Here is an 18,015-nt window from a genome sequence, read left to right as displayed (position 1 = left end):
CACACCAACCGGGCTGTCCGCGGCGAGACGCTGCACTTCAGTGAGGTCGGCCATTTGCGCGGGGCGCATCACCAGCATGGTGTCACTCCTTTTGATAAAAGCTCCAAGCTGCCCAAATCGGGCGGCCTAGAGAAAACCGCAGCAAAGGCTGCAGCACACACAGAGACAGGCTTCCTTGCTGTTAGCTCAACCCCTCCATGGGTCGAGCGGGCACAGCCTGATCCGCCGTATAACGGCAGGCCAGGCCGGCAGTCAGGCTTGGGTCAGCTTGGCCACGGCACGTTCCAAACGCGCCAGACCTTCATCGATATCGGCGTCTTCCACCACCAGGCTCGGGGCGAAACGCACCACATCCGGGCTGGCTTGCAACACCATCAGACCTTCTACGGCTGCGGCATCAAGAATCGCCTTGGCCTTACCTTTCCAGGCATCGGACAACACCGCACCGATCAGCAGGCCAAGGCCGCGCACTTCGCTGAATACGCCGTATTGCTGGCCGATCTGCGTGAGCTTGGTTTTGAAGCGCTGATGCTTGGCCTTCACCCCCGCCAATACTTCGGGGGTATTGATGGTGTCGATCACCGCCTCACCCACCGCGCAGGCCAGCGGGTTGCCGCCGTAGGTGGTGCCGTGGGTGCCGACCGCCAGGTGCTTGGCCAGCTCACTGGTGGTGAGCATGGCGCCAATCGGGAAACCGCCGCCCAGGCTCTTGGCACTGGAAAGGATGTCCGGGATCACGCCGTAGTGCATATAGGCGAACAGCTCGCCGCTGCGACCCATGCCGCTCTGCACTTCGTCGAACACCAGCAGCGCATTGTGCTGGTCGCACAGTTCACGGGCCGCTTGCAGGTAAGCCAGGTCAGCCGGCAGCACGCCGCCTTCACCCTGAATCGGCTCCAGCACCACGGCGCAGGTCTTGTCCGATACTGCGGCCTTGAGTGCCTCGATATCGTTATACGGGATGTGGCTGATGCCCTGAATCTTCGGGCCGAAACCGTCGGAATACTTCGGCTGCCCGCCAACGCTGACGGTAAACAGGGTGCGGCCGTGAAAGCTGTTGGTCGCGGCGATGATTTCGCACTTGTCTTCGCCGAACTTATCGAACGCCACCCGACGGGCCAGCTTGAACGCGGCCTCGTTGGCTTCGGCGCCGGAGTTACAAAAGAACACCCGCTCGGCGAAGGTGGCGTCGATCAGCTTCTTGGCCAGGCGCAGGGCCGGCTCGTTGGTGAACACGTTGGACACGTGCCAGAGGTTACCGGCCTGCTCGGTGAGCGCCTTGACCAGCGCCGGATGGGCGTGACCCAGCACGTTGACGGCAATGCCGCCGGCAAAGTCGATCAGCTCACGACCGCTTTGATCCCACACGCGCGAACCGGCGCCACGTACTGGAATAAAGGCAGCGGGTGCGTAGTTGGGCACCATCACCTGGTCGAAATCGGCGCGTTGCACCGGGTCGTGCTGAACGGACATCTGAGCTCTCCTAACGAGGAACACCTGCATTCAATAGCAGGCGATGTGACGGATTGTAGGGATTGATCCGGAGCCGGCATTGCCGCCATGCGACAACTTCTTATAGCGCCAACCCGAGGAAAACCGCAGCTTTCGCAAATGCGACAGAAAGCATCGGGAAGGCGCAGTTTAAATGCAGCCACCAGCCTTGGCGCGGTTTTCTCGGCCGGGCGAAAAAGGAATTTGACCGCACAGGCGGCCGGGATCAAACCCGAGGTTAAGGCCTGACTAGGCGGTAACCGGAATCACCGCAGGCACCGGCGGGCTGTCCAGGCTGAGAAATTCGACCAGACGGGCTTTCTGCGCCATGGCGTCCTGATAGCCCAGCTCGATCAGTTCGTTGCAATAACCCGGTTCGAACAGCAGGTAACTCAGCACCCCGGCGCCGCTGGCCTTGGTCGCCCCCGGCCCGCGCAGAAACAGACGCAACGCCCTGGGCAATTCGTGGCGATGGCGCGCGGCGATCAGGTCCAGGGGCTGACTGGGGGAAATCACCAACACATCCACCGGTTTGAGGCCCAATCCATGCGGGCGACTGTCGGCGGGAATCAAGCGGCCCATCTGATTAAGCCGCTCAAGCAATTCGATATCGCTTTCCAGGCTGTCAATAAAGGTGCTGTTGAGCATATGCCCGCTGATCTGCGCCAGGCTCGGCGGGCGGCTTTGCTGCGCACGCAGCACCGGCACCTGAGCCTGCGGCCCGGCAACAGGATTGCCACTGACGCCAACCACCAGCACCCGCGTCGCACCCAGGTGCAGGGCCGGACTGATCGGCGCGGACTGGCGCACCGCGCCATCGCCAAAGTATTCGCGATTGATCTTCACCGGCGGAAAAATCAGCGGAATTGAAGCACTGGCCAGCAGATGCTCCAGGGCCAGACGGGTTGGCACACCGACGCGGCGATGACGAAACCAGGGATCGATGGTCGCCCGCCCTTGATAGAAGGTGACCGCCTGACCGCTTTCATAACCAAAGGCGGTGACGGCCACCGCGCGCAGCTGACGATGGCGCACCGCGGCGGCAATCCCGCTGAAATCCAGCTCGCGTTCAAGCAGCTTGGCCAGCGGTGCACTATCGAGCAGCGCCACCGGTATTTGCCCCCCCAGCCCGAGCAGACTGTGGCCAATAAAGCGGCTGGCCTGGCGCAGTACACCCGGCCAGTCGCTGCGATACACCTGATGAGTATGAAAACCCTGCCAGACACTGGTCAGCCGACGCACCGCTTCGGTGAAGTGCAACGCCCCACAGGCCAGGCCCACCGCATTGATCGCGCCTGCGGAAGTCCCGACGATAACCGGAAAAGGGTTGTGCGCCGCATTGGGCAGCAGGTCGGCAATCGCCGCCAGCACCCCCACCTGATAGGCCGCCCGCGCACCACCGCCGGAGAGAATCAGCCCGGTCACCGGCTGATTGGTTGGAGCAGTCTGCGGCATAGGCTGTATCCCACTGTTTTTAGCCAGTATAGGAGGCGGCCGGAGCCGCACGGAACCCGCAAACGCCAAGAAAACCCACTTTAAGCCCGCCACCCGCCAATTGGATGGCGACCACGCCAGCAGTTAACCTTGCTTTTTATAAAGCTTTGGTTCGCCTTGCGGCCGGGTCTTGAAGCGCCGGTGCGCCCACAGGTACTGCTCGGGGCAGACGCTGATGGCCTGCTCGATCCACTGATTGACCCGCAGGCAGTCGGCCTCTTCGCTCTCAGTGGGGAAATCGGCCAGCGGCGGGTGGATGACCAGGCGATAACCCTGACCATCGGGCAAACGCTGCTGGGTAAAGGGAACCACCTGGGCGCGCCCCATACGGGCAAACTTGCTGGTGGCGGTGACAGTGGCCGCCTGCACGCCGAACAGCGGCACGAAAATGCTGCGCTGCGCGCCGTAGTCCTGGTCCGGCGCGTACCAGACCACGCCACCGGCGCGCAGCAGCTTGAGCATGCCGCGCACATCGTCACGGCCGATCACGCCCAGCAAACGCTGCTCGCGACCGCGACGCTGCACATAGTCGAACAACGGGTTCTTGTGCGGCCGGTACATGCCATACATGTCCTGCGCCATGCCGAGCAGGCCACCGCCCATCTCCAGGGTGGTGAAATGCAGCGCCATCAGGATCACCCCCTGACCGTCGGCTGCGGCCTGACGCAGATGCTCCAGGCCTTCGATGCGGCCCAGGCGGCGTAGGCGCGCGGCGGGCCACCACCAGGCGATGGCCATTTCAAAGAAGGTAATCCCGGTGGAGGCGAAGTTTTCCTTTAATAGCGCCTCACGCTCGGCGGCTGGCAGCTGCGGGAAACACAGCTGCAGGTTGCGCGCGGCGATCTTGCGCCGCGAACTGGCCAGGCGATACATCACGCCGCCCAGCCCACGCCCCAGCCACAGCAGCACCTTATAGGGCAGCTGGGCGATCAGCCACAGCAGGCCCAGGCCCAGCCACAACAGCCAGAAACGTGGGTGCAGGAAATAAGCGCGAAATACTGGGCGATCCATAACACAGGTCCGAGGCACGCAATAAAGCGCGGCATTCTATCAGGAGTTTGTCCGCCACCTGGTTTCGCGGCGCGCAACTTGCGAGTGCGCGGCGTTCTCGCTATAAGTCCGGCTTACTTTTCCCCCAGTTTCTAATAAGGGCCGCATCAGGCAGACCATGAGCCAAGCCGATCTCCTCGAGCAAGACCCCGTTTTCCAGCTTAAAGGCAGCATGCTGGCCATCACCGTGATGGAGCTGGCGCACAACGATCTCGCCCGCCTCGACCAGCAGCTTGGCGAAAAAGTCGCCCAGGCCCCGGCCTTCTTCAGCAATACCCCGCTGGTGCTGGCTCTGGACAAGCTGCCGGAAGGCGAAGGCGTGCTCGACCTGGCCGAGCTGATGGCGGTGTGCCGCAAGCACGGCCTGCGCACCCTGGCGATCCGCGCCAACCGCGAGGCCGATATTGCCGCCGCCGAAGCGCTGGATCTGCCGGTATTGCCGCCCTCCGGTGCCCGCGAGCGGCTTATCGATCTGGCCCCGCCGAAGCCGCAAAAGCCCGCCGAGCCGGAGCTCAAGCCGAGCAAAATCATCACCAGCCCAGTGCGTGGCGGCCAGCAGGTGTATGCCCAGGGCGGCGACCTGATCGTCCTGGCGCCGGTCAGCGCCGGCGCGGAACTTCTCGCCGATGGCAATATCCATGTTTACGCACCGATGCGCGGCCGGGCACTGGCCGGCATCAAGGGCAATCTCAAGGCGCGGATTTTCTGCCAGCAGATGGGCGCCGAACTGCTGTCCATCGCCGGCCAGTACAAGGTGGCCGAAGACTTGCGCCGCGACCCACTCTGGGGTGAGGCGGTACATGTCAGCCTGTCGGGTGACGTGTTGAACATCACCCGCCTTTAACGGATACTGCCGCCACTTTTCAAACAGGGCAGCCGGACGCCTGAAATAGGCCACGGAACCTGCGCTTTCTCTACATTTTGGGGTGAATCACCTTGGCCAAGATCCTCGTAGTTACGTCCGGCAAAGGTGGCGTCGGTAAAACCACCACCAGCGCTGCCATCGGTACCGGCCTCGCCCTGCGCGGGCACAAGACAGTTATCGTCGATTTCGACGTCGGCCTGCGTAACCTTGACCTGATCATGGGCTGCGAACGCCGCGTGGTGTACGACTTCGTCAACGTGGTCAATGGCGAAGCGACCCTGTCGCAAGCGCTGATCAAAGACAAGCGCCTGGAAAATCTTTACGTGCTGGCTGCCAGCCAGACCCGTGACAAGGACGCACTGACCCAGGAAGGCGTTGAGAAAATCATCAACGAGCTGCGCGAAAGCTTCGAATACGTGGTCTGCGACTCACCGGCCGGTATCGAGAAAGGCGCACACCTGGCCATGTACTTCGCCGATGAAGCGATTGTCGTGACCAACCCGGAAGTGTCTTCGGTACGCGACTCCGACCGCATGCTCGGCCTGTTGGCGAGCAAATCGCGGCGCGCCGAGAAAGGCGAGGAGCCGATCAAGGAACACCTGCTGCTGACCCGCTACAACCCGGAGCGCGTGACCAAGGGCGAAATGCTTGGCGTCGACGATGTCGAGGAAATCCTCGCCATCCGCCTGCTCGGCGTGATCCCGGAGTCGCAAGCGGTGCTCAAGGCCTCCAACCAGGGCGTACCGGTGATCCTCGACGACCAGAGCGACGCAGGCCAGGCCTACAGCGACGCCGTCGACCGCCTGCTCGGCAAGGAAGTAGCCCACCGCTTCCTCGACGTGCAGAAGAAAGGACTCATGCAACGCCTGTTTGGAGCGCGCTAATGAATATTTTCGACTTCTTTCGTGAACGCAAAAAGGAAACCACAGCGTCCATCGCGAAAGAGCGTCTGCAGATCATCGTCGCCCACGAGCGCGGCCAGCGCAGCCAGCCGGATTACCTGCCGGCCCTGCAGCAGGAGTTGGTCGAAGTGATCCGCAAGTACGTGAATATCGACTCGGATCAAGTGCATGTCGCTTTGGAGAACCAGGGCAGCTGCTCGATCCTGGAGCTCAATATCACCCTGCCGGACCGCTAATCACGGTTGCCGCAGTAGAGCCTGTACAAATGGCGGCCTTAATGGCCGCCATTTTATTGCAGCCCTACACAGAATCTGTAGGAGCGGACTTGTCCGCGAAGCTTTCAACTCGCCACAAAACCATCGCGGGCAAGCCCGCTCCTACACCAGCAGACCGACGCGCACTCAAGAAGCCCATGCCCCTCAGCCAAGTAGAAATCCTTCACCAGGACGCCGCCCTGCTGGTGATCAACAAGCCCACCCTGCTGCTTTCGGTGCCCGGTCGCGCCGAGGACAACCGTGACTGCCTGGTTACCCGCCTGCAGGAGAACGGCTACCCGGAAGCGCGCATCGTCCATCGCCTGGACTGGGAAACCTCGGGGATTATCGTCCTGGCCCGCGACGTCGATAGCCACCGCGAACTGTCCCGCCAGTTCCACGACCGCGAGACCGAAAAAGCCTACACCGCGCTGTGCTGGGGCCAACCCGAGCTGGACAGCGGCAGCATCGACCTGCCGCTGCGCTACGACCCGCCCACCAAGCCGCGCCATGTGGTCGACCATGAGCTGGGCAAACACGCGCTGACCTACTGGAAAGTGCTGCAGCGTTGTGGCGATCACTGCCGCGTCGAGCTGACGCCGATTACCGGGCGTTCGCACCAGCTGCGCGTGCATATGCTGTCCATCGGCCACCCGCTGCTCGGTGACGGCCTGTATGCCCATGAGCAAGCCCTGGCCGCCTACCCGCGTCTGTGCCTGCACGCCAGCATGCTCAGCCTGACCCACCCGCAAACGGGCGAGCGCCTGCGCTTCGAGTGCCCGGCGCCGTTCTGATCAGCCCCTCCATCGTCACGCCCCACGCCAGCGCAAGGCCTGCTATTGCCTGGCGCGCAGAGGCGTGCGCGCTGTTAAAAAGCCAGCGCTCAACAAGGCTGCGCCAGGTCAGGCCACAGCCCCCGACACATGGTCTCCTTGGCTATTCCCGCGCGGCATAAACATGTCAAAAAAATTCTAAAGCCCGCCCTTGAAGGCGCGTCCAGGCACCAACATATTTTCTCGTAACGGTGCTTGAAGCCCCATCCTTGAGCGCCGCGCACACAAATCGAAGCCACTCTGAACAGGAGGTCTGTGATGTACGAGTCTCTACTTAACTTCCCCGGCGGCCTGCTCGCCGAGTTCGAACGTTTGCAGCGCGAATTGCAGCAGGACTTCGCCCAGGTCGGCCGGCCCGGCAGCATTCGCGCGCTGGCCAGCGGCGCTTTTCCGCCCATCAACGTAGGCAGCACAGCGACCAGCATCGACATCTATGCCTTCGCCCCCGGCCTGGATCCGGCAAAGCTGGATATTCAGCTCGATCAGGGCTTGCTGTCGATCTGCGGTGAGCGCGAGAGCGCCACACCAGGCGACAACGGCACCCTCTCGGTGTACGCCAACGAGCGCTTTGCCGGTCGCTTCAAGCGCACTGTCAACCTGGCCAAGGATGCCGACCCGGACAAGGTCGAAGCCAGCTACCGCAACGGGGTGCTGCATATCAAGGTGGCGCGGCACGAGGCGGCGCAACCCAAACGCATCAGCATTCAGTAACCCTGCAGAGGAAGGAGGAATCGCCATGAACGACAAACAGGCAGTCAGCCGTAGCGAACGTCCTGAGGAAACCCGGACGCTGCTGCCGCTGGTGGATGTATTTGAGGACAAGGACGGTATTCTGCTGATCGCCGACTTGCCCGGCGTGCCCAAGGACAAGCTCGAACTGCGGATCGACAACGACACCCTGCTGATCGAGGGCGACATAGTCCAGGACACCCCGGAACACCTGGAGGCGGTTTATGCCGAGGTGCGCCTGTCACGCTACCGCCGGGCCTTCAGCCTGAGCAACGAGCTGGACAGTGCGCGGATCGATGCGCAATTTCGCGACGGCGTGCTCAACCTGCGTATCCCCAAACACGCCCATGCGCAACCGCGCAAGATCGCCGTCAAGGTCGCCTGAACCACCTGGGCGGTCGCGCCGCTATGCCAGGCGCGACCGCTTTCAACCGGAGGTCAATCGATATGGACAAACTCAATGAACTGAAACAAGGCCTGGAGGACACCTGGCACTCGCTCAGTGACGGCTGGCGCCACCTGCGCGAGCGCACCAGTGGCACCCTGACCCGCTTCACCCCCTCGGCCAAGAGCAAAACGGCGCAAGAGAGCAAGACGCCGGCAGAGCAGGCGCAGGCCGCCGACTTCCCCTCGGCGAACTGGGCGCTACTGGCGGGCGATGTGTTCGAGGACGCCGACAAGTTCGTGGTGCGCCTGGAAATACCCGGCCTGGACAAGCAAAACCTGGACATCGAGGTACGCGACGACATGCTGATCGTGCGCGGCGAAAAGCGCTACGAACAGGAGTCCAGCAGCGGCCAATACCGCGTGCGCCAGTGCGCCTTCGGCAGCTTCCATCGCAGCATCCCGCTAACCACACCGGTGCTGGCGGAAAAATCCTCGGCCCGCTACCACAATGGCGTACTGCGCATCGAACTGCCCAAGGCCGAACATGCCAACGGCCGGCGTATCGAAATCCGTGGCGAATAAGCCAGCTGTTCTGTAGCCCGCCTGCAGTCCGGAGCATCACGACTGACCCGCGATGCCCCGGATTGCCTCCCTGCATGAGCCACGCAAACCCAGCATCAACCCTGCTGGCGCGGCCAGATCAGGCTAAAGCACGCGCCACCCAGGCTTGCGCTGCGGCTGATCTGCGCGCGGCCACCGTGCCAGTAGGTGATCCGCCGCACGATGGACAGGCCCAGACCGTGCCCACCCGAGGCGCGGGTGCGGCTGTCGTCCAGGCGCAGGAAGGGGGTGAAGATGCGTTCCCAGGCCTCTTCCGGCACCCCAGGGCCGTCATCCTCGACATCCAGGCGGCAACGCAACTGGCCTACCTGATAACTCACCCGCACCCGTGATTCGGCATGGCGCATGGCATTGCTCACCAGGTTCTGCAGGGCGCGGTGCAGGTAGCGCAGTTCGGCTTCGACACAGGCGCCGCCGCCATCCAGGGCATCGCGTGAGGGGCCGTGTTCGACCCGCACACTGGCGCGCAGCGGGGCCAGCTCGGTGATCACTTGATCGATCAGCTCATTCAGGTCGACCCGTTGGAAGTTCAGCGCCGGCGCGCCCTGCTCCAGGCGCGCGTAGGTGAGCATCTCGTCGACCAGCTTGTCGAGGTCCTGGATATCGCTGTCCATGCCCTCCATATATTTGCGCCGCGCGGCAGCGGTTTGCGCGTCGCCGATCATTTCCAGGCCAAAGCGCAGCCGCGCCACCGGCGTGCGCAGCTCATGGGAGACCGCGCGAACCATCTCGCGCTGGATGCTCAGCGAGCGCTGCAAGTGCTCGGCCATGGCATTGAAGGCCGCCGCCAGGCGCCCCACCGAATCCGTGCCACGGGTCGGCACGCGGGCATCCAGGCGGCCATTGGCGATGCGCGTGGCCGCCTCTTCCAGATCACTCAGGCGCTGTTCCAGCGGCCGCACCAGCAGATATACCATCAGGCCGATCAGGCTCAGGCCCAGGGCACCAATCAGCACCAGCAGCTGCGGCGGATAAGGGTTCATCTGATACAGCGGACCGATCTCCAGCACCCAATCGGTATCCACTATGCCGGAGAACACATGGATGCTGTCGCCGCCACGGCCCAGCGCCATCACCGTATCGCCCTCGTCCACCCGGCGCCGCTGATCGGGGTCGAGGTCGGCCTGAGCGAGGCTGACCAGGCGCAGGTCAAAACCGAACTGCTTGGCCTTTTTCAGCTCGGCCAGACGTCGCGGCTGCTCGTCCCAGGGATAGCGCACCAGCTCATCGATCAGCAGAAACACCGTGGCCCGCGCCAGCTGCTCGCTGATCTGCTGCACCTCGCCGGTCAGCAACAGCTGGCGCGGATCGCCAAGCTGGCTGTAGATCTTCGCCGCATGCGGCCCGGTCTGCTGCACCAGCACCTGACCGCGCTGCAAGCGGTTGCGTGCCCCGCCATCCAGCGCTACCTCGCTCAGCGCCTGGATCTGCAACGGAATGCCGAGCAAACGCCCCCACACCGCTACCGCGCGCCGGCGCTCGATATCCGCCATGGGCGTGAGGTTATCGGCCATCAGGCGAAAGGTGCCCTGGGCCAGGCGCTCGCGGTACTGATCCACCCGCACCTCATTGAGCAGCTGCAACGCACCGACGCCCAGCAGCGCCACCAGCACCAGCACCGCCAGCATGCCGCCGTAGATGCGCAGAAAGATCGAATTCATCGCAGTGGCTTCATAGCAGCGCTTCAGCCGCTTCGGCGACAAACAGATAGCCCTTGCTGCGCACGGTCTTGATCAACCGTGGGTGCATGGGGTCGTCGCCAATCTTGGGGCGGATGCGCGAGATGCGCACGTCGATGGAGCGGTCCTGGCCGTCGTATTCGATACCGCGCAGGGCGTTGAAGATCTCCTCGCGCGAGAGGATCCGCCCGGCATTGGCGGTCAGCAGCCAGAGCAGGTCGAACTCGGCGCTGGTCAGCTCGATGGCCTGCTCGCCCAACCAGGCCTCGCGCATGGCGCTGTCAATCACCAGGGGGCCGAACTGCAAACGCCGACGCTCGCTGGCCGCGGCCGGCTCATTACCCTCACGGCGGCGCAACAGCGCGCGGATACGCGCCAGCAGCACGCGCGGGCGCACCGGCTTGCACACGTAATCGTCGGCCCCCATCTCCAGGCCCAGCACCTGGTCCATATCGTCGGTGCGCGCGGTCAGCATCAAAATCGGCCCCTCGTACTGGCCACGTACCTTGCGACAGATCGACAGGCCATCCTCGCCCGGCAGCATCAGATCGAGAATCACCAGGTCCGGCTGCTCCTGCAGAATCCGCGCGGCGGCCAGGGCGCCGTCCATCTCGATGGACACGCTCAGGCCATTGCCCTGCAGGTACTCACGGGTCAACTCGGCCAGGCGCTGGTCGTCTTCGACAATAAGAATGTGCCACGACTGCTGCTCCACAACGGACTCCCGACAACACGAAAACGGCCGGCATTGTATCAATGCCCCAGACACTGCATAGCGCATGCCACCTTTCTGTAAAAACACTAGATGTAGTATCGGCCTGAGAGGTAGGCCACGTCTGCGCAAACCACGGGAAAAGCCTGATCAACACCGACGAACGGTACACCCCAGCAAGCATGCGGGCTTGCCGCCAATCGCGCGGTTTAACCCACAATTCACCCACAACTTATCCACAGGTTGTTCTTGCTCTGTCGCCTTGCAATACCCCAGATAGCGCATTATCTTGTATGCCAATCGCGCGACACCCACCACATGTTGGGTTTAGCCTGGCAACCGGACACAAGAAGAATGACTCGCACACGGCCTGATCCCAGCCCGTCACCGGTCGCCTGAAAGACCTTTGCAGCACGCCTGCTCTAGCGCAGCAGGCCATCCTTCAGCGCAGCGCTTGGCGCGCCTGAACATGAATAAAGCGGCAACCGCACACGCGGTTGCACCACTAGATGTAGTAGTTGAGGTGTAAAAACGCCTTGACGTGTGACTCTTGAGCCAGGAAGGCGCTTTAGTCGTACCTTCCCTGCCCAATTTGCAAGTCCCCGTGTGCCCGGCCCCTGGCTGCGCCCATGGCATTGTTGAAATGGAATGAATGGCAGTAGCCACAGTGATCGACGGCAAAGCGTCTAACTAATAAATACAGAACATGGAGACTTTCATGCACACCGACACCTCCCGCGAGAACCCGCAGGCCAATGCGCCACAGGCCACCGATGACCAGCAGAGCCTGAGCGCCACCGCGCCGGGTCAACTGCGGGTGATCAAGCGTAACGGCACCGTGGTGCCCTACACCGATGACAAGATCACCGTTGCCATCACCAAGGCCTTTCTCGCAGTTGAAGGCGGCACCGCAGCCGCCTCGTCGCGTATCCATGAGACCGTCGCGCGCCTGACCGAGCAGGTCACCGCCACCTTCAAGCGCCGCATGCCGTCCGGCGGCACCATCCATATCGAAGAAATCCAGGACCAGGTCGAACTGGCCCTGATGCGTTCCGGCGAGCAGAAAGTGGCCCGCGACTACGTGATCTACCGCGAGTCGCGCAGCCAGGCGCGCAAAAGCGGTGCCGCCAGCGAGGTAGCCCAGCCGCACCCAAGCATTCGCGTCACCCACCTCGACGGCAGCGTTGCGCCGCTGGACATGGGCCGCCTCAACACCATCGTCACCGAAGCCTGCGAAGGCCTGGCAGAAGTCGACGGCGCGCTGATCCAGAAAGAAACCCTGAAGAACCTCTACGACGGCGTGGCGCAGAGCGACGTCAGCACCGCCCTGGTGATGACCGCGCGCACCCTGGTTGAGCGTGAGCCGAACTACAGCTACGTCACCGCCCGCCTGCTGATGGACAACATCCGCGCCGAAGGCCTGGGCTTCCTCGGTGTCGCCAGCAGCGCCACCCACCACGAAATGAGCGAGCTGTACGCCAAGGCGCTGCCTGCTTACATCGCCAAGGGTATCGAGTTCGAATTGCTCAACCCGGTGCTGGCCAGCTTCGACCTGGAAAAACTCGGCAAGGCGATCAACCACGAGCGCGATCAGCAGTTTACCTACCTGGGCCTGCAGACCCTCTACGACCGCTACTTTATCCACAAGGACGGCGTGCGTTTCGAACTGCCGCAAGTGTTCTTTATGCGCGTGGCCATGGGCCTGGCGATTGAAGAGCAGCAGAAAGAAGACCGCGCCATCGAGTTCTACAACCTGCTCTCAAGCTTCGACTACATGGCCTCGACGCCGACCCTGTTCAACGCCGGCACCCTGCGTCCGCAGCTGTCCAGCTGCTACCTGACCACCGTGCCGGATGACCTGTCGGGCATCTACAACGCCATCCACGACAACGCCATGCTGTCCAAGTTTGCCGGCGGCCTGGGTAACGACTGGACGCCAGTACGTGCCCTGGGCGCCTACATCAAAGGCACCAACGGCAAGAGCCAGGGCGTGGTGCCCTTCCTCAAAGTGGTCAACGACACCGCAGTAGCAGTCAACCAGGGCGGCAAGCGCAAGGGCGCGGTCTGCGCCTACCTGGAAACCTGGCACATGGACATCGAAGAGTTCATCGAGCTGCGCAAGAACACCGGTGACGACCGTCGCCGCACCCACGACATGAACACCGCCAACTGGATTCCAGACCTGTTTATGAAGCGCGTGTTCGACGACGGCCAGTGGACCCTGTTCAGCCCGTCCGAAGTGCCGGACCTGCACGACCTCACCGGTAAAGCCTTCGAAGAGCGCTACGAGTACTACGAAGCCCTGACCCAGTACGGCGGCAAGATCAAGCTGTTCAAGACCATCCAGGCCAAAGACCTGTGGCGCAAGATGCTCAGCATGCTGTTCGAAACCGGCCACCCATGGCTGACCTTCAAAGACCCATGCAACCTGCGCAGCCCGCAGCAGCACGTGGGCGTGGTGCACAGCTCGAACCTGTGCACCGAGATCACCCTGAACACCAACGCCGACGAAATCGCCGTGTGCAACCTGGGTTCCGTGAACCTGCCGAACCATATCGTCGACGGCAAGCTGGACACCGCCAAGCTGGAAAAGACCATCAAGGTCGCCGTGCGCATGCTCGATAACGTTATCGACATCAACTACTACTCGGTGCCGCAAGCGCGCAACTCCAACTTCCGTCACCGTCCGGTTGGTCTGGGCATCATGGGCTTCCAGGACGCCCTCTACCTGCAGCACATCCCATACGGCTCCGACGCCGCCGTGGAATTTGCCGACAAGTCGATGGAAGCGGTCAGCTACTACGCCATCCAGGCCTCCTGTGACCTAGCCGACGAGCGCGGCAGCTACGAAACCTTCAACGGTTCGCTGTGGAGCAAAGGCATCCTGCCGCTCGACTCGCAGCAGATCCTGATCGAGCAGCGCGGCCAGAAGTACATCGACGTCGACCTGACGGAGTCCCTGGACTGGGCCCCGGTTCGTGCCCGTGTGCAGAAAGGCATCCGTAACTCGAACATCATGGCCATCGCCCCGACCGCCACCATCGCCAACATCACCGGCGTATCGCAGTCGATCGAACCGACCTACCAGAACCTCTACGTGAAATCGAACCTCTCCGGCGAATTCACCGTGATCAACCCCTACCTGGTGCGCGACCTCAAAGCCCGCGGCCTGTGGGACTCGGTGATGATCAACGACCTCAAGTACTACGACGGTTCCGTGCAGCAGATCGAGCGCATCCCGCAAGAGCTGAAAGACCTCTACGCCACCGCGTTTGAAGTCGACACCAAGTGGATCGTCGATGCCGCCAGCCGCCGCCAGAAGTGGATCGACCAGGCGCAGTCGCTGAACCTGTACATCGCCGGCGCATCGGGCAAGAAGCTCGACGTGACCTACCGCATGGCTTGGTACCGTGGCCTGAAAACCACCTACTACCTCCGTGCCCTGGCCGCGACCAGCACCGAGAAGTCCACCATCAACACCGGCAAGCTGAATGCCGTGTCCAGTGGTGGCAACGATGGCCTGAGCGCAGCACCGGCCAAGGCCCCGGAAGTGGAAATGAGCGCAGGCCCAGCTCCAGTTCCAAAGGCTTGTGCCATCGATGAACCAGACTGCGAAGCCTGCCAGTAGTGTTCGGCAGCGCGCGGATCTGAGCGGCATTCGCGGCGTTACCTGCCGGAGCGGCCCCCATCACGTACATGCGTACGCTCAGGGGCTCCACTCCAGCAGGTGCCTTGCGACTACTCGCTCAGCTACACGCTCGAACGTCGAGCAAAGAGCAAAAGCAAAAGCAAAAGCAAAGCCGAAGCCGAAGCCGAAACACAGCTCTAAAGCAACACACAGTCAGTCCCCTCTCCCGCTTGCGGGAGAGGGTTAGGGAGAGGGCAAAAGCTCTCCCACTTATTACCAACCCCCGCCCTACCCGGCGTGGGCTTCGGGGCAACGGCCAGGCATTAGAGCCACCCCGACCAGCGGTACCCGTTTTGCCCTTGCGCGCACTTCGCAACGGAACACAATTAGACTGTATATCCACACAGGTCGGTTATTTCACCGGCCCGCAAGCAGGAGCCAAGCCATGCTGAGCTGGGATGAATTTGACAAGGAAGACGGCAGCGATGCCGTTGTAGCCAATAAAGCCAGTGCGCAACTGGCAGACATGAGCATCGACAAACTCGACCAGGTGGGCGGCGCCGCAGCCGTTGAAGCCCGCGCCGTGGCCGCTGACGACAGCGACGCCGTAGCCCGCGCCAAAGCTTCGCTCGACCAACTCGACATCGCCGAAGGCCTGGCCGAGCTGGAAGGCACCGCCGCGCGTGTAGCCGTCGACGAAAAACGCATGATCAACTGCCGCGCCGACCTCAACCAGCTCGTACCCTTCAAGTACGACTGGGCCTGGCAGAAGTATCTGGATGGTTGCGCCAACCACTGGATGCCGCAGGAAGTGAACATGAACGCGGACATAGCTCTGTGGAAAACCCCGGACGGCCTGACCGACGACGAGCGCCGCATCGTCATGCGCAACCTCGGCTTCTTCTCCACCGCCGACAGCCTGGTGGCCAACAACCTGGCCCTGGCCGTGTACCGCCTGATCACCAACCCGGAGTGCCGCCAGTACATCCTGCGCCAAACCTTCGAAGAGGCGATCCACACCCACGCTTACCAGTACTGCATCGAATCGCTGGGCATGGATGAAGGCGCGATCTTCAACATGTACCACGAGATTCCATCGGTCGCGAAGAAAGCCAGCTGGGGCCTCAAGTACACCCGCTCGATCTCCGACCCGACCTTCAACACCGGCACCGTCGAGACCGACAAAGAACTGCTGCGCAACCTGATCGCCTACTACTGCGTACTGGAAGGCATCTTCTTCTATTGCGGCTTCACCCAGATCCTCTCCATGGGTCGGCGCAACAAGATGACCGGCGTCGCCGAGCAGTTCCAGTACATCCTGCGTGACGAGTCCATGCACCTGAACTTCGGCATCGACGTGATCAACCAGATCAAGATCGAAAACCCGCACCTGTGGGATGCCCAGCTCAAAGACGAAGCCACCCAGATGATCCTCCAGGGCACCCAACTGGAAATCGAATACGCACGCGACACCATGCCGCGCGGCGTACTGGGCATGAACGCCGCGATGATGGAGGACTACCTCAAATTTATCGCCAACCGTCGTCTGACCCAGATCGGTTTGAAGGAAGAGTACCCAGGTACGTCTAACCCCTTCCCATGGATGTCAGAAATCATGGACCTGAAGAAAGAGAAAAACTTCTTTGAGACGCGGGTTATTGAGTATCAGACTGGTGGGGCGTTGAGCTGGGATTGATTTCTCACTAACCACTTAGTTAGCGCTTTACCTGAACATATGGATGGTCGGGGTAGCAATTTAAAAAGCCCCGCCTCTGCGGGGCTTTTTAATGGGAGAAAAAAATGAGTGATACCTACGAAGCTTATAAGCAAGAAATAGTTGATGACCTATCAGCTTGCCTAGAGGGTATGGGAGTACAACCTATACTCTTCGTAGGATCAGGACTCTCGCAGAGATACTTCTCAGCCCCAACTTGGGAAGGACTACTTAAAGAACTTGCCAGAACCTGCCCAACAATCGACAAAGACTACCTTTACTACAAGCAAAAACATAATTCACTTATAGATATTGGCTCAGAGTTCGCTCAGCTTCATATGGAGTGGGCATGGGGTGATGGCAAGCCTGCATTCCCAGACAGTCTATTTAAAGAACCAAACTCTCCAAACATTTACATCAAGCACAGAGCCGCAGAAATAATCAACAACGCCCTAACCTCTGAAAAAGCACTAGCTCAGATAAAAGATTTTGATGCCGAAATTGAATCACTAAAGAAAATTAGGCCGCACGCAATAATAACCACAAATTACGATAATTTCTTAGAGGAAAAATTCGAAGACTATACGCCAATAATTGGACAGTCGATACTTAAGGAAAACTATTCCAACATTGGCGAGATATTAAAAATACATGGATGCGCATCCAAACCAGAAACCTTGATACTCACAGCCCCTGACTACGTTGAATTTCAAGAAAAAAAGAAATACCTCAGCGCAAAATTGCTCACATACTTCATCGAGCACCCGTTAATATTTATTGGCTACAGCGCAGAAGACCCAAACATCAGAGCCATACTATCCGACATAGATGAAATAATTTCTTCCGACAAGCAACTCATACCAAATATTTTCATAATCGACTGGACCCCAGAAATTCATCCGCAAGCCTCATATCAAAAAGAAAAGCTAATTCAGACAAGCCCCGAAAAAAGCATTCGAATAAAATCAATTCTAGCTAGCGATTTTAGTTGGATATTTGAAGCCCTACAGGCAAGCGAAGCTCTGAGCACTGTAAACATAAAGCTACTTAGATCTCTTATGGCCCGCACTTACGACTTGGTCAGGCATGACATACCAAAACGAACAATCGAAATCGACTTCCAAACTTTGGAACATGCAATAGCAGACCAAAATAGCTTAGCCAAGATCTATGGAATCACCACACTAGACGACCCAACCAAGCTAAATGCAGCATACCCCTTCTCCCTCTCAAGAGTTGGCGAACTATTAGGATTCAAAGGCTGGCATGGTGCCGATCAGTTAATAAAACAACTAAAGCAAGCAACTGGCTTCGACATGAAAACTAGCGACAACAAATACCATCTGGCTTTGAAAGCCGGAAAAGTCATGGAGGTTCACAAATACTCTCAAGCTGCAATAGACATACTCGAAAAATTAAACAAAGGCGAGGCGTATGACTTATCACCATAAGGGGTAAATTGGGGACAGACCACGACTTATCGGCAACTTTACTTACGCTTTTCGGCCTTACGCCGAGTTACTTTCTCTTTGCTTGTGCAAAGAGAAAGTAACCAAAGAGAAAGCACACCCGGCATACGGGTCTGGCTTCGCCAGACTTCCCTCGCTCCGGCACTGTTCCGAGGGTCGTCACGGTGGGCCATCCCTGGCCCATCGT

Annotated in this window: 16 protein-coding genes; 10 read left to right on the top strand and 6 right to left on the bottom strand. The window is 60.5% G+C overall.

All coding sequences use genetic code 11. The annotated features are described in order from the left end of the window. The 4 genes from WA145_RS10565 to WA145_RS10550 all read right to left on the bottom strand — a co-directional run. A partial coding sequence (locus WA145_RS10565) for a hypothetical protein (RefSeq protein WP_422581540.1) occupies positions 1–78 on the bottom strand: 78 nt, incomplete at its 3' end. Between the two features lie 174 nt (positions 79–252). After that, positions 253–1,473 (bottom strand): aspartate aminotransferase family protein, encoded by a 1,221-nt coding sequence (locus tag WA145_RS10560; RefSeq protein ID WP_422581539.1) that lies wholly within the window; start codon positions 1,471–1,473, stop codon positions 253–255. 267 nt (positions 1,474–1,740) lie between these two features. After that, entirely contained in the window at positions 1,741–2,946 is a 1,206-nt protein-coding gene (locus tag WA145_RS10555; RefSeq protein WP_422581538.1) for a patatin-like phospholipase family protein, read from the bottom strand. A gap of 123 nt (positions 2,947–3,069) precedes the next feature. Continuing rightward, positions 3,070–3,996 (bottom strand): lipid A biosynthesis lauroyl acyltransferase, encoded by a 927-nt coding sequence (locus WA145_RS10550; RefSeq protein WP_422581537.1) that lies wholly within the window; start codon positions 3,994–3,996, stop codon positions 3,070–3,072. A 157-nt stretch (positions 3,997–4,153) separates the two neighbouring features. Between WA145_RS10550 and minC the strand changes: the two genes are divergently transcribed. The 7 genes from minC (at position 4,154) to WA145_RS10515 (ending at position 8,587) form a co-directional block, all read left to right on the top strand. Beyond that, the gene (gene minC, locus WA145_RS10545; protein ID WP_422581536.1) at positions 4,154–4,879 is read left to right on the top strand and encodes a septum site-determining protein MinC; all 726 of its coding nucleotides are present in this window, start codon (positions 4,154–4,156) and stop codon (positions 4,877–4,879) included. 92 nt (positions 4,880–4,971) lie between these two features. Further along, complete coding sequence (gene minD, locus WA145_RS10540) at positions 4,972–5,784, top strand: septum site-determining protein MinD (RefSeq protein WP_422581535.1); 813 nt, start codon at positions 4,972–4,974, stop codon at positions 5,782–5,784. Further along, a complete protein-coding gene (minE, locus tag WA145_RS10535) occupies positions 5,784–6,038 on the top strand; it encodes a cell division topological specificity factor MinE (protein ID WP_422581534.1) in 255 nt (84 codons plus the stop codon). Before minD ends, minE begins: the two co-directional genes overlap by 1 nt. Positions 6,039–6,214: 176 nt before the next feature. Further along, complete coding sequence (locus tag WA145_RS10530) at positions 6,215–6,850, top strand: RluA family pseudouridine synthase (RefSeq protein ID WP_422581533.1); 636 nt, start codon at positions 6,215–6,217, stop codon at positions 6,848–6,850. Positions 6,851–7,147: 297 nt separating this feature from the next. Next, complete coding sequence (locus WA145_RS10525) at positions 7,148–7,600, top strand: Hsp20/alpha crystallin family protein (protein WP_422581532.1); 453 nt, start codon at positions 7,148–7,150, stop codon at positions 7,598–7,600. Positions 7,601–7,625: 25 nt separating this feature from the next. After that, entirely contained in the window at positions 7,626–8,003 is a 378-nt protein-coding gene (locus WA145_RS10520; protein ID WP_422581531.1) for an Hsp20/alpha crystallin family protein, read from the top strand. A gap of 62 nt (positions 8,004–8,065) precedes the next feature. Beyond that, on the top strand, positions 8,066–8,587 hold the full coding sequence (locus WA145_RS10515; RefSeq protein ID WP_422581530.1) for an Hsp20/alpha crystallin family protein: 522 nt from the start codon (positions 8,066–8,068) through the stop codon (positions 8,585–8,587). 95 nt (positions 8,588–8,682) lie between these two features. Here WA145_RS10515 and WA145_RS10510 read toward each other — a convergent pair whose 3' ends face one another. Next, positions 8,683–10,287 carry an ATP-binding protein gene (locus tag WA145_RS10510; RefSeq protein WP_422581529.1) on the bottom strand — a complete coding sequence of 535 codons (1,605 nt, stop codon included), beginning with the start codon at positions 10,285–10,287 and terminating at the stop codon, positions 8,683–8,685. A 10-nt stretch (positions 10,288–10,297) separates the two neighbouring features. Then, complete coding sequence (locus tag WA145_RS10505) at positions 10,298–11,020, bottom strand: winged helix-turn-helix domain-containing protein (RefSeq protein ID WP_422581528.1); 723 nt, start codon at positions 11,018–11,020, stop codon at positions 10,298–10,300. Between the two features lie 715 nt (positions 11,021–11,735). Between WA145_RS10505 and WA145_RS10500 the strand changes: the two genes are divergently transcribed. The 3 genes from WA145_RS10500 (at position 11,736) to WA145_RS10490 (ending at position 17,810) form a co-directional block, all read left to right on the top strand. Next, positions 11,736–14,645: a ribonucleoside-diphosphate reductase subunit alpha gene (locus tag WA145_RS10500; protein WP_422581527.1), complete on the top strand. Its 2,910-nt coding sequence runs from the start codon at positions 11,736–11,738 to the stop codon at positions 14,643–14,645. Positions 14,646–15,090: 445 nt separating this feature from the next. Continuing rightward, on the top strand, positions 15,091–16,341 hold the full coding sequence (locus WA145_RS10495) for a ribonucleotide-diphosphate reductase subunit beta (RefSeq protein ID WP_422581526.1): 1,251 nt from the start codon (positions 15,091–15,093) through the stop codon (positions 16,339–16,341). 104 nt (positions 16,342–16,445) lie between these two features. Continuing rightward, a complete protein-coding gene (locus WA145_RS10490; RefSeq protein ID WP_422581525.1) occupies positions 16,446–17,810 on the top strand; it encodes an SIR2 family NAD-dependent protein deacylase in 1,365 nt (454 codons plus the stop codon). Positions 17,811–18,015: the final 205 nt, after the last annotated feature.

The sequence above is a fragment of the Pseudomonas sp. genome, assembly GCF_049301935.1.
Classification (GTDB): Bacteria; Pseudomonadota; Gammaproteobacteria; order Pseudomonadales; family Pseudomonadaceae; genus Aquipseudomonas.
The sequence above is the reverse complement of the archived record's forward strand: the minus strand, read 5'-3'. Positions and strand labels throughout refer to the sequence as shown.

Excerpts from the sequence above, each read along its gene's own strand:
- minC (WP_422581536.1), top strand. The coding sequence starts at position 4,154 with ATGAGCCAAGCCGATCTCCTCGAGCAAGACCCCGTTTTCCAGCTTAAA.
- WA145_RS10520 (WP_422581531.1), top strand. The coding sequence starts at position 7,626 with ATGAACGACAAACAGGCAGTCAGCCGTAGCGAACGTCCTGAGGAAACC.
- WA145_RS10550 (WP_422581537.1), bottom strand. The coding sequence starts at position 3,996 with ATGGATCGCCCAGTATTTCGCGCTTATTTCCTGCACCCACGTTTCTGG.
- WA145_RS10515 (WP_422581530.1), top strand. The coding sequence starts at position 8,066 with ATGGACAAACTCAATGAACTGAAACAAGGCCTGGAGGACACCTGGCAC.
- WA145_RS10500 (WP_422581527.1), top strand. The coding sequence starts at position 11,736 with ATGCACACCGACACCTCCCGCGAGAACCCGCAGGCCAATGCGCCACAG.
- WA145_RS10495 (WP_422581526.1), top strand. The coding sequence starts at position 15,091 with ATGCTGAGCTGGGATGAATTTGACAAGGAAGACGGCAGCGATGCCGTT.
- WA145_RS10530 (WP_422581533.1), top strand. The coding sequence starts at position 6,215 with ATGCCCCTCAGCCAAGTAGAAATCCTTCACCAGGACGCCGCCCTGCTG.
- WA145_RS10560 (WP_422581539.1), bottom strand. The coding sequence starts at position 1,473 with ATGTCCGTTCAGCACGACCCGGTGCAACGCGCCGATTTCGACCAGGTG.
- WA145_RS10510 (WP_422581529.1), bottom strand. The coding sequence starts at position 10,287 with ATGAATTCGATCTTTCTGCGCATCTACGGCGGCATGCTGGCGGTGCTG.
- WA145_RS10490 (WP_422581525.1), top strand. The coding sequence starts at position 16,446 with ATGAGTGATACCTACGAAGCTTATAAGCAAGAAATAGTTGATGACCTA.
- minE (WP_422581534.1), top strand. The coding sequence starts at position 5,784 with ATGAATATTTTCGACTTCTTTCGTGAACGCAAAAAGGAAACCACAGCG.
- WA145_RS10555 (WP_422581538.1), bottom strand. The coding sequence starts at position 2,946 with ATGCCGCAGACTGCTCCAACCAATCAGCCGGTGACCGGGCTGATTCTC.
- WA145_RS10525 (WP_422581532.1), top strand. The coding sequence starts at position 7,148 with ATGTACGAGTCTCTACTTAACTTCCCCGGCGGCCTGCTCGCCGAGTTC.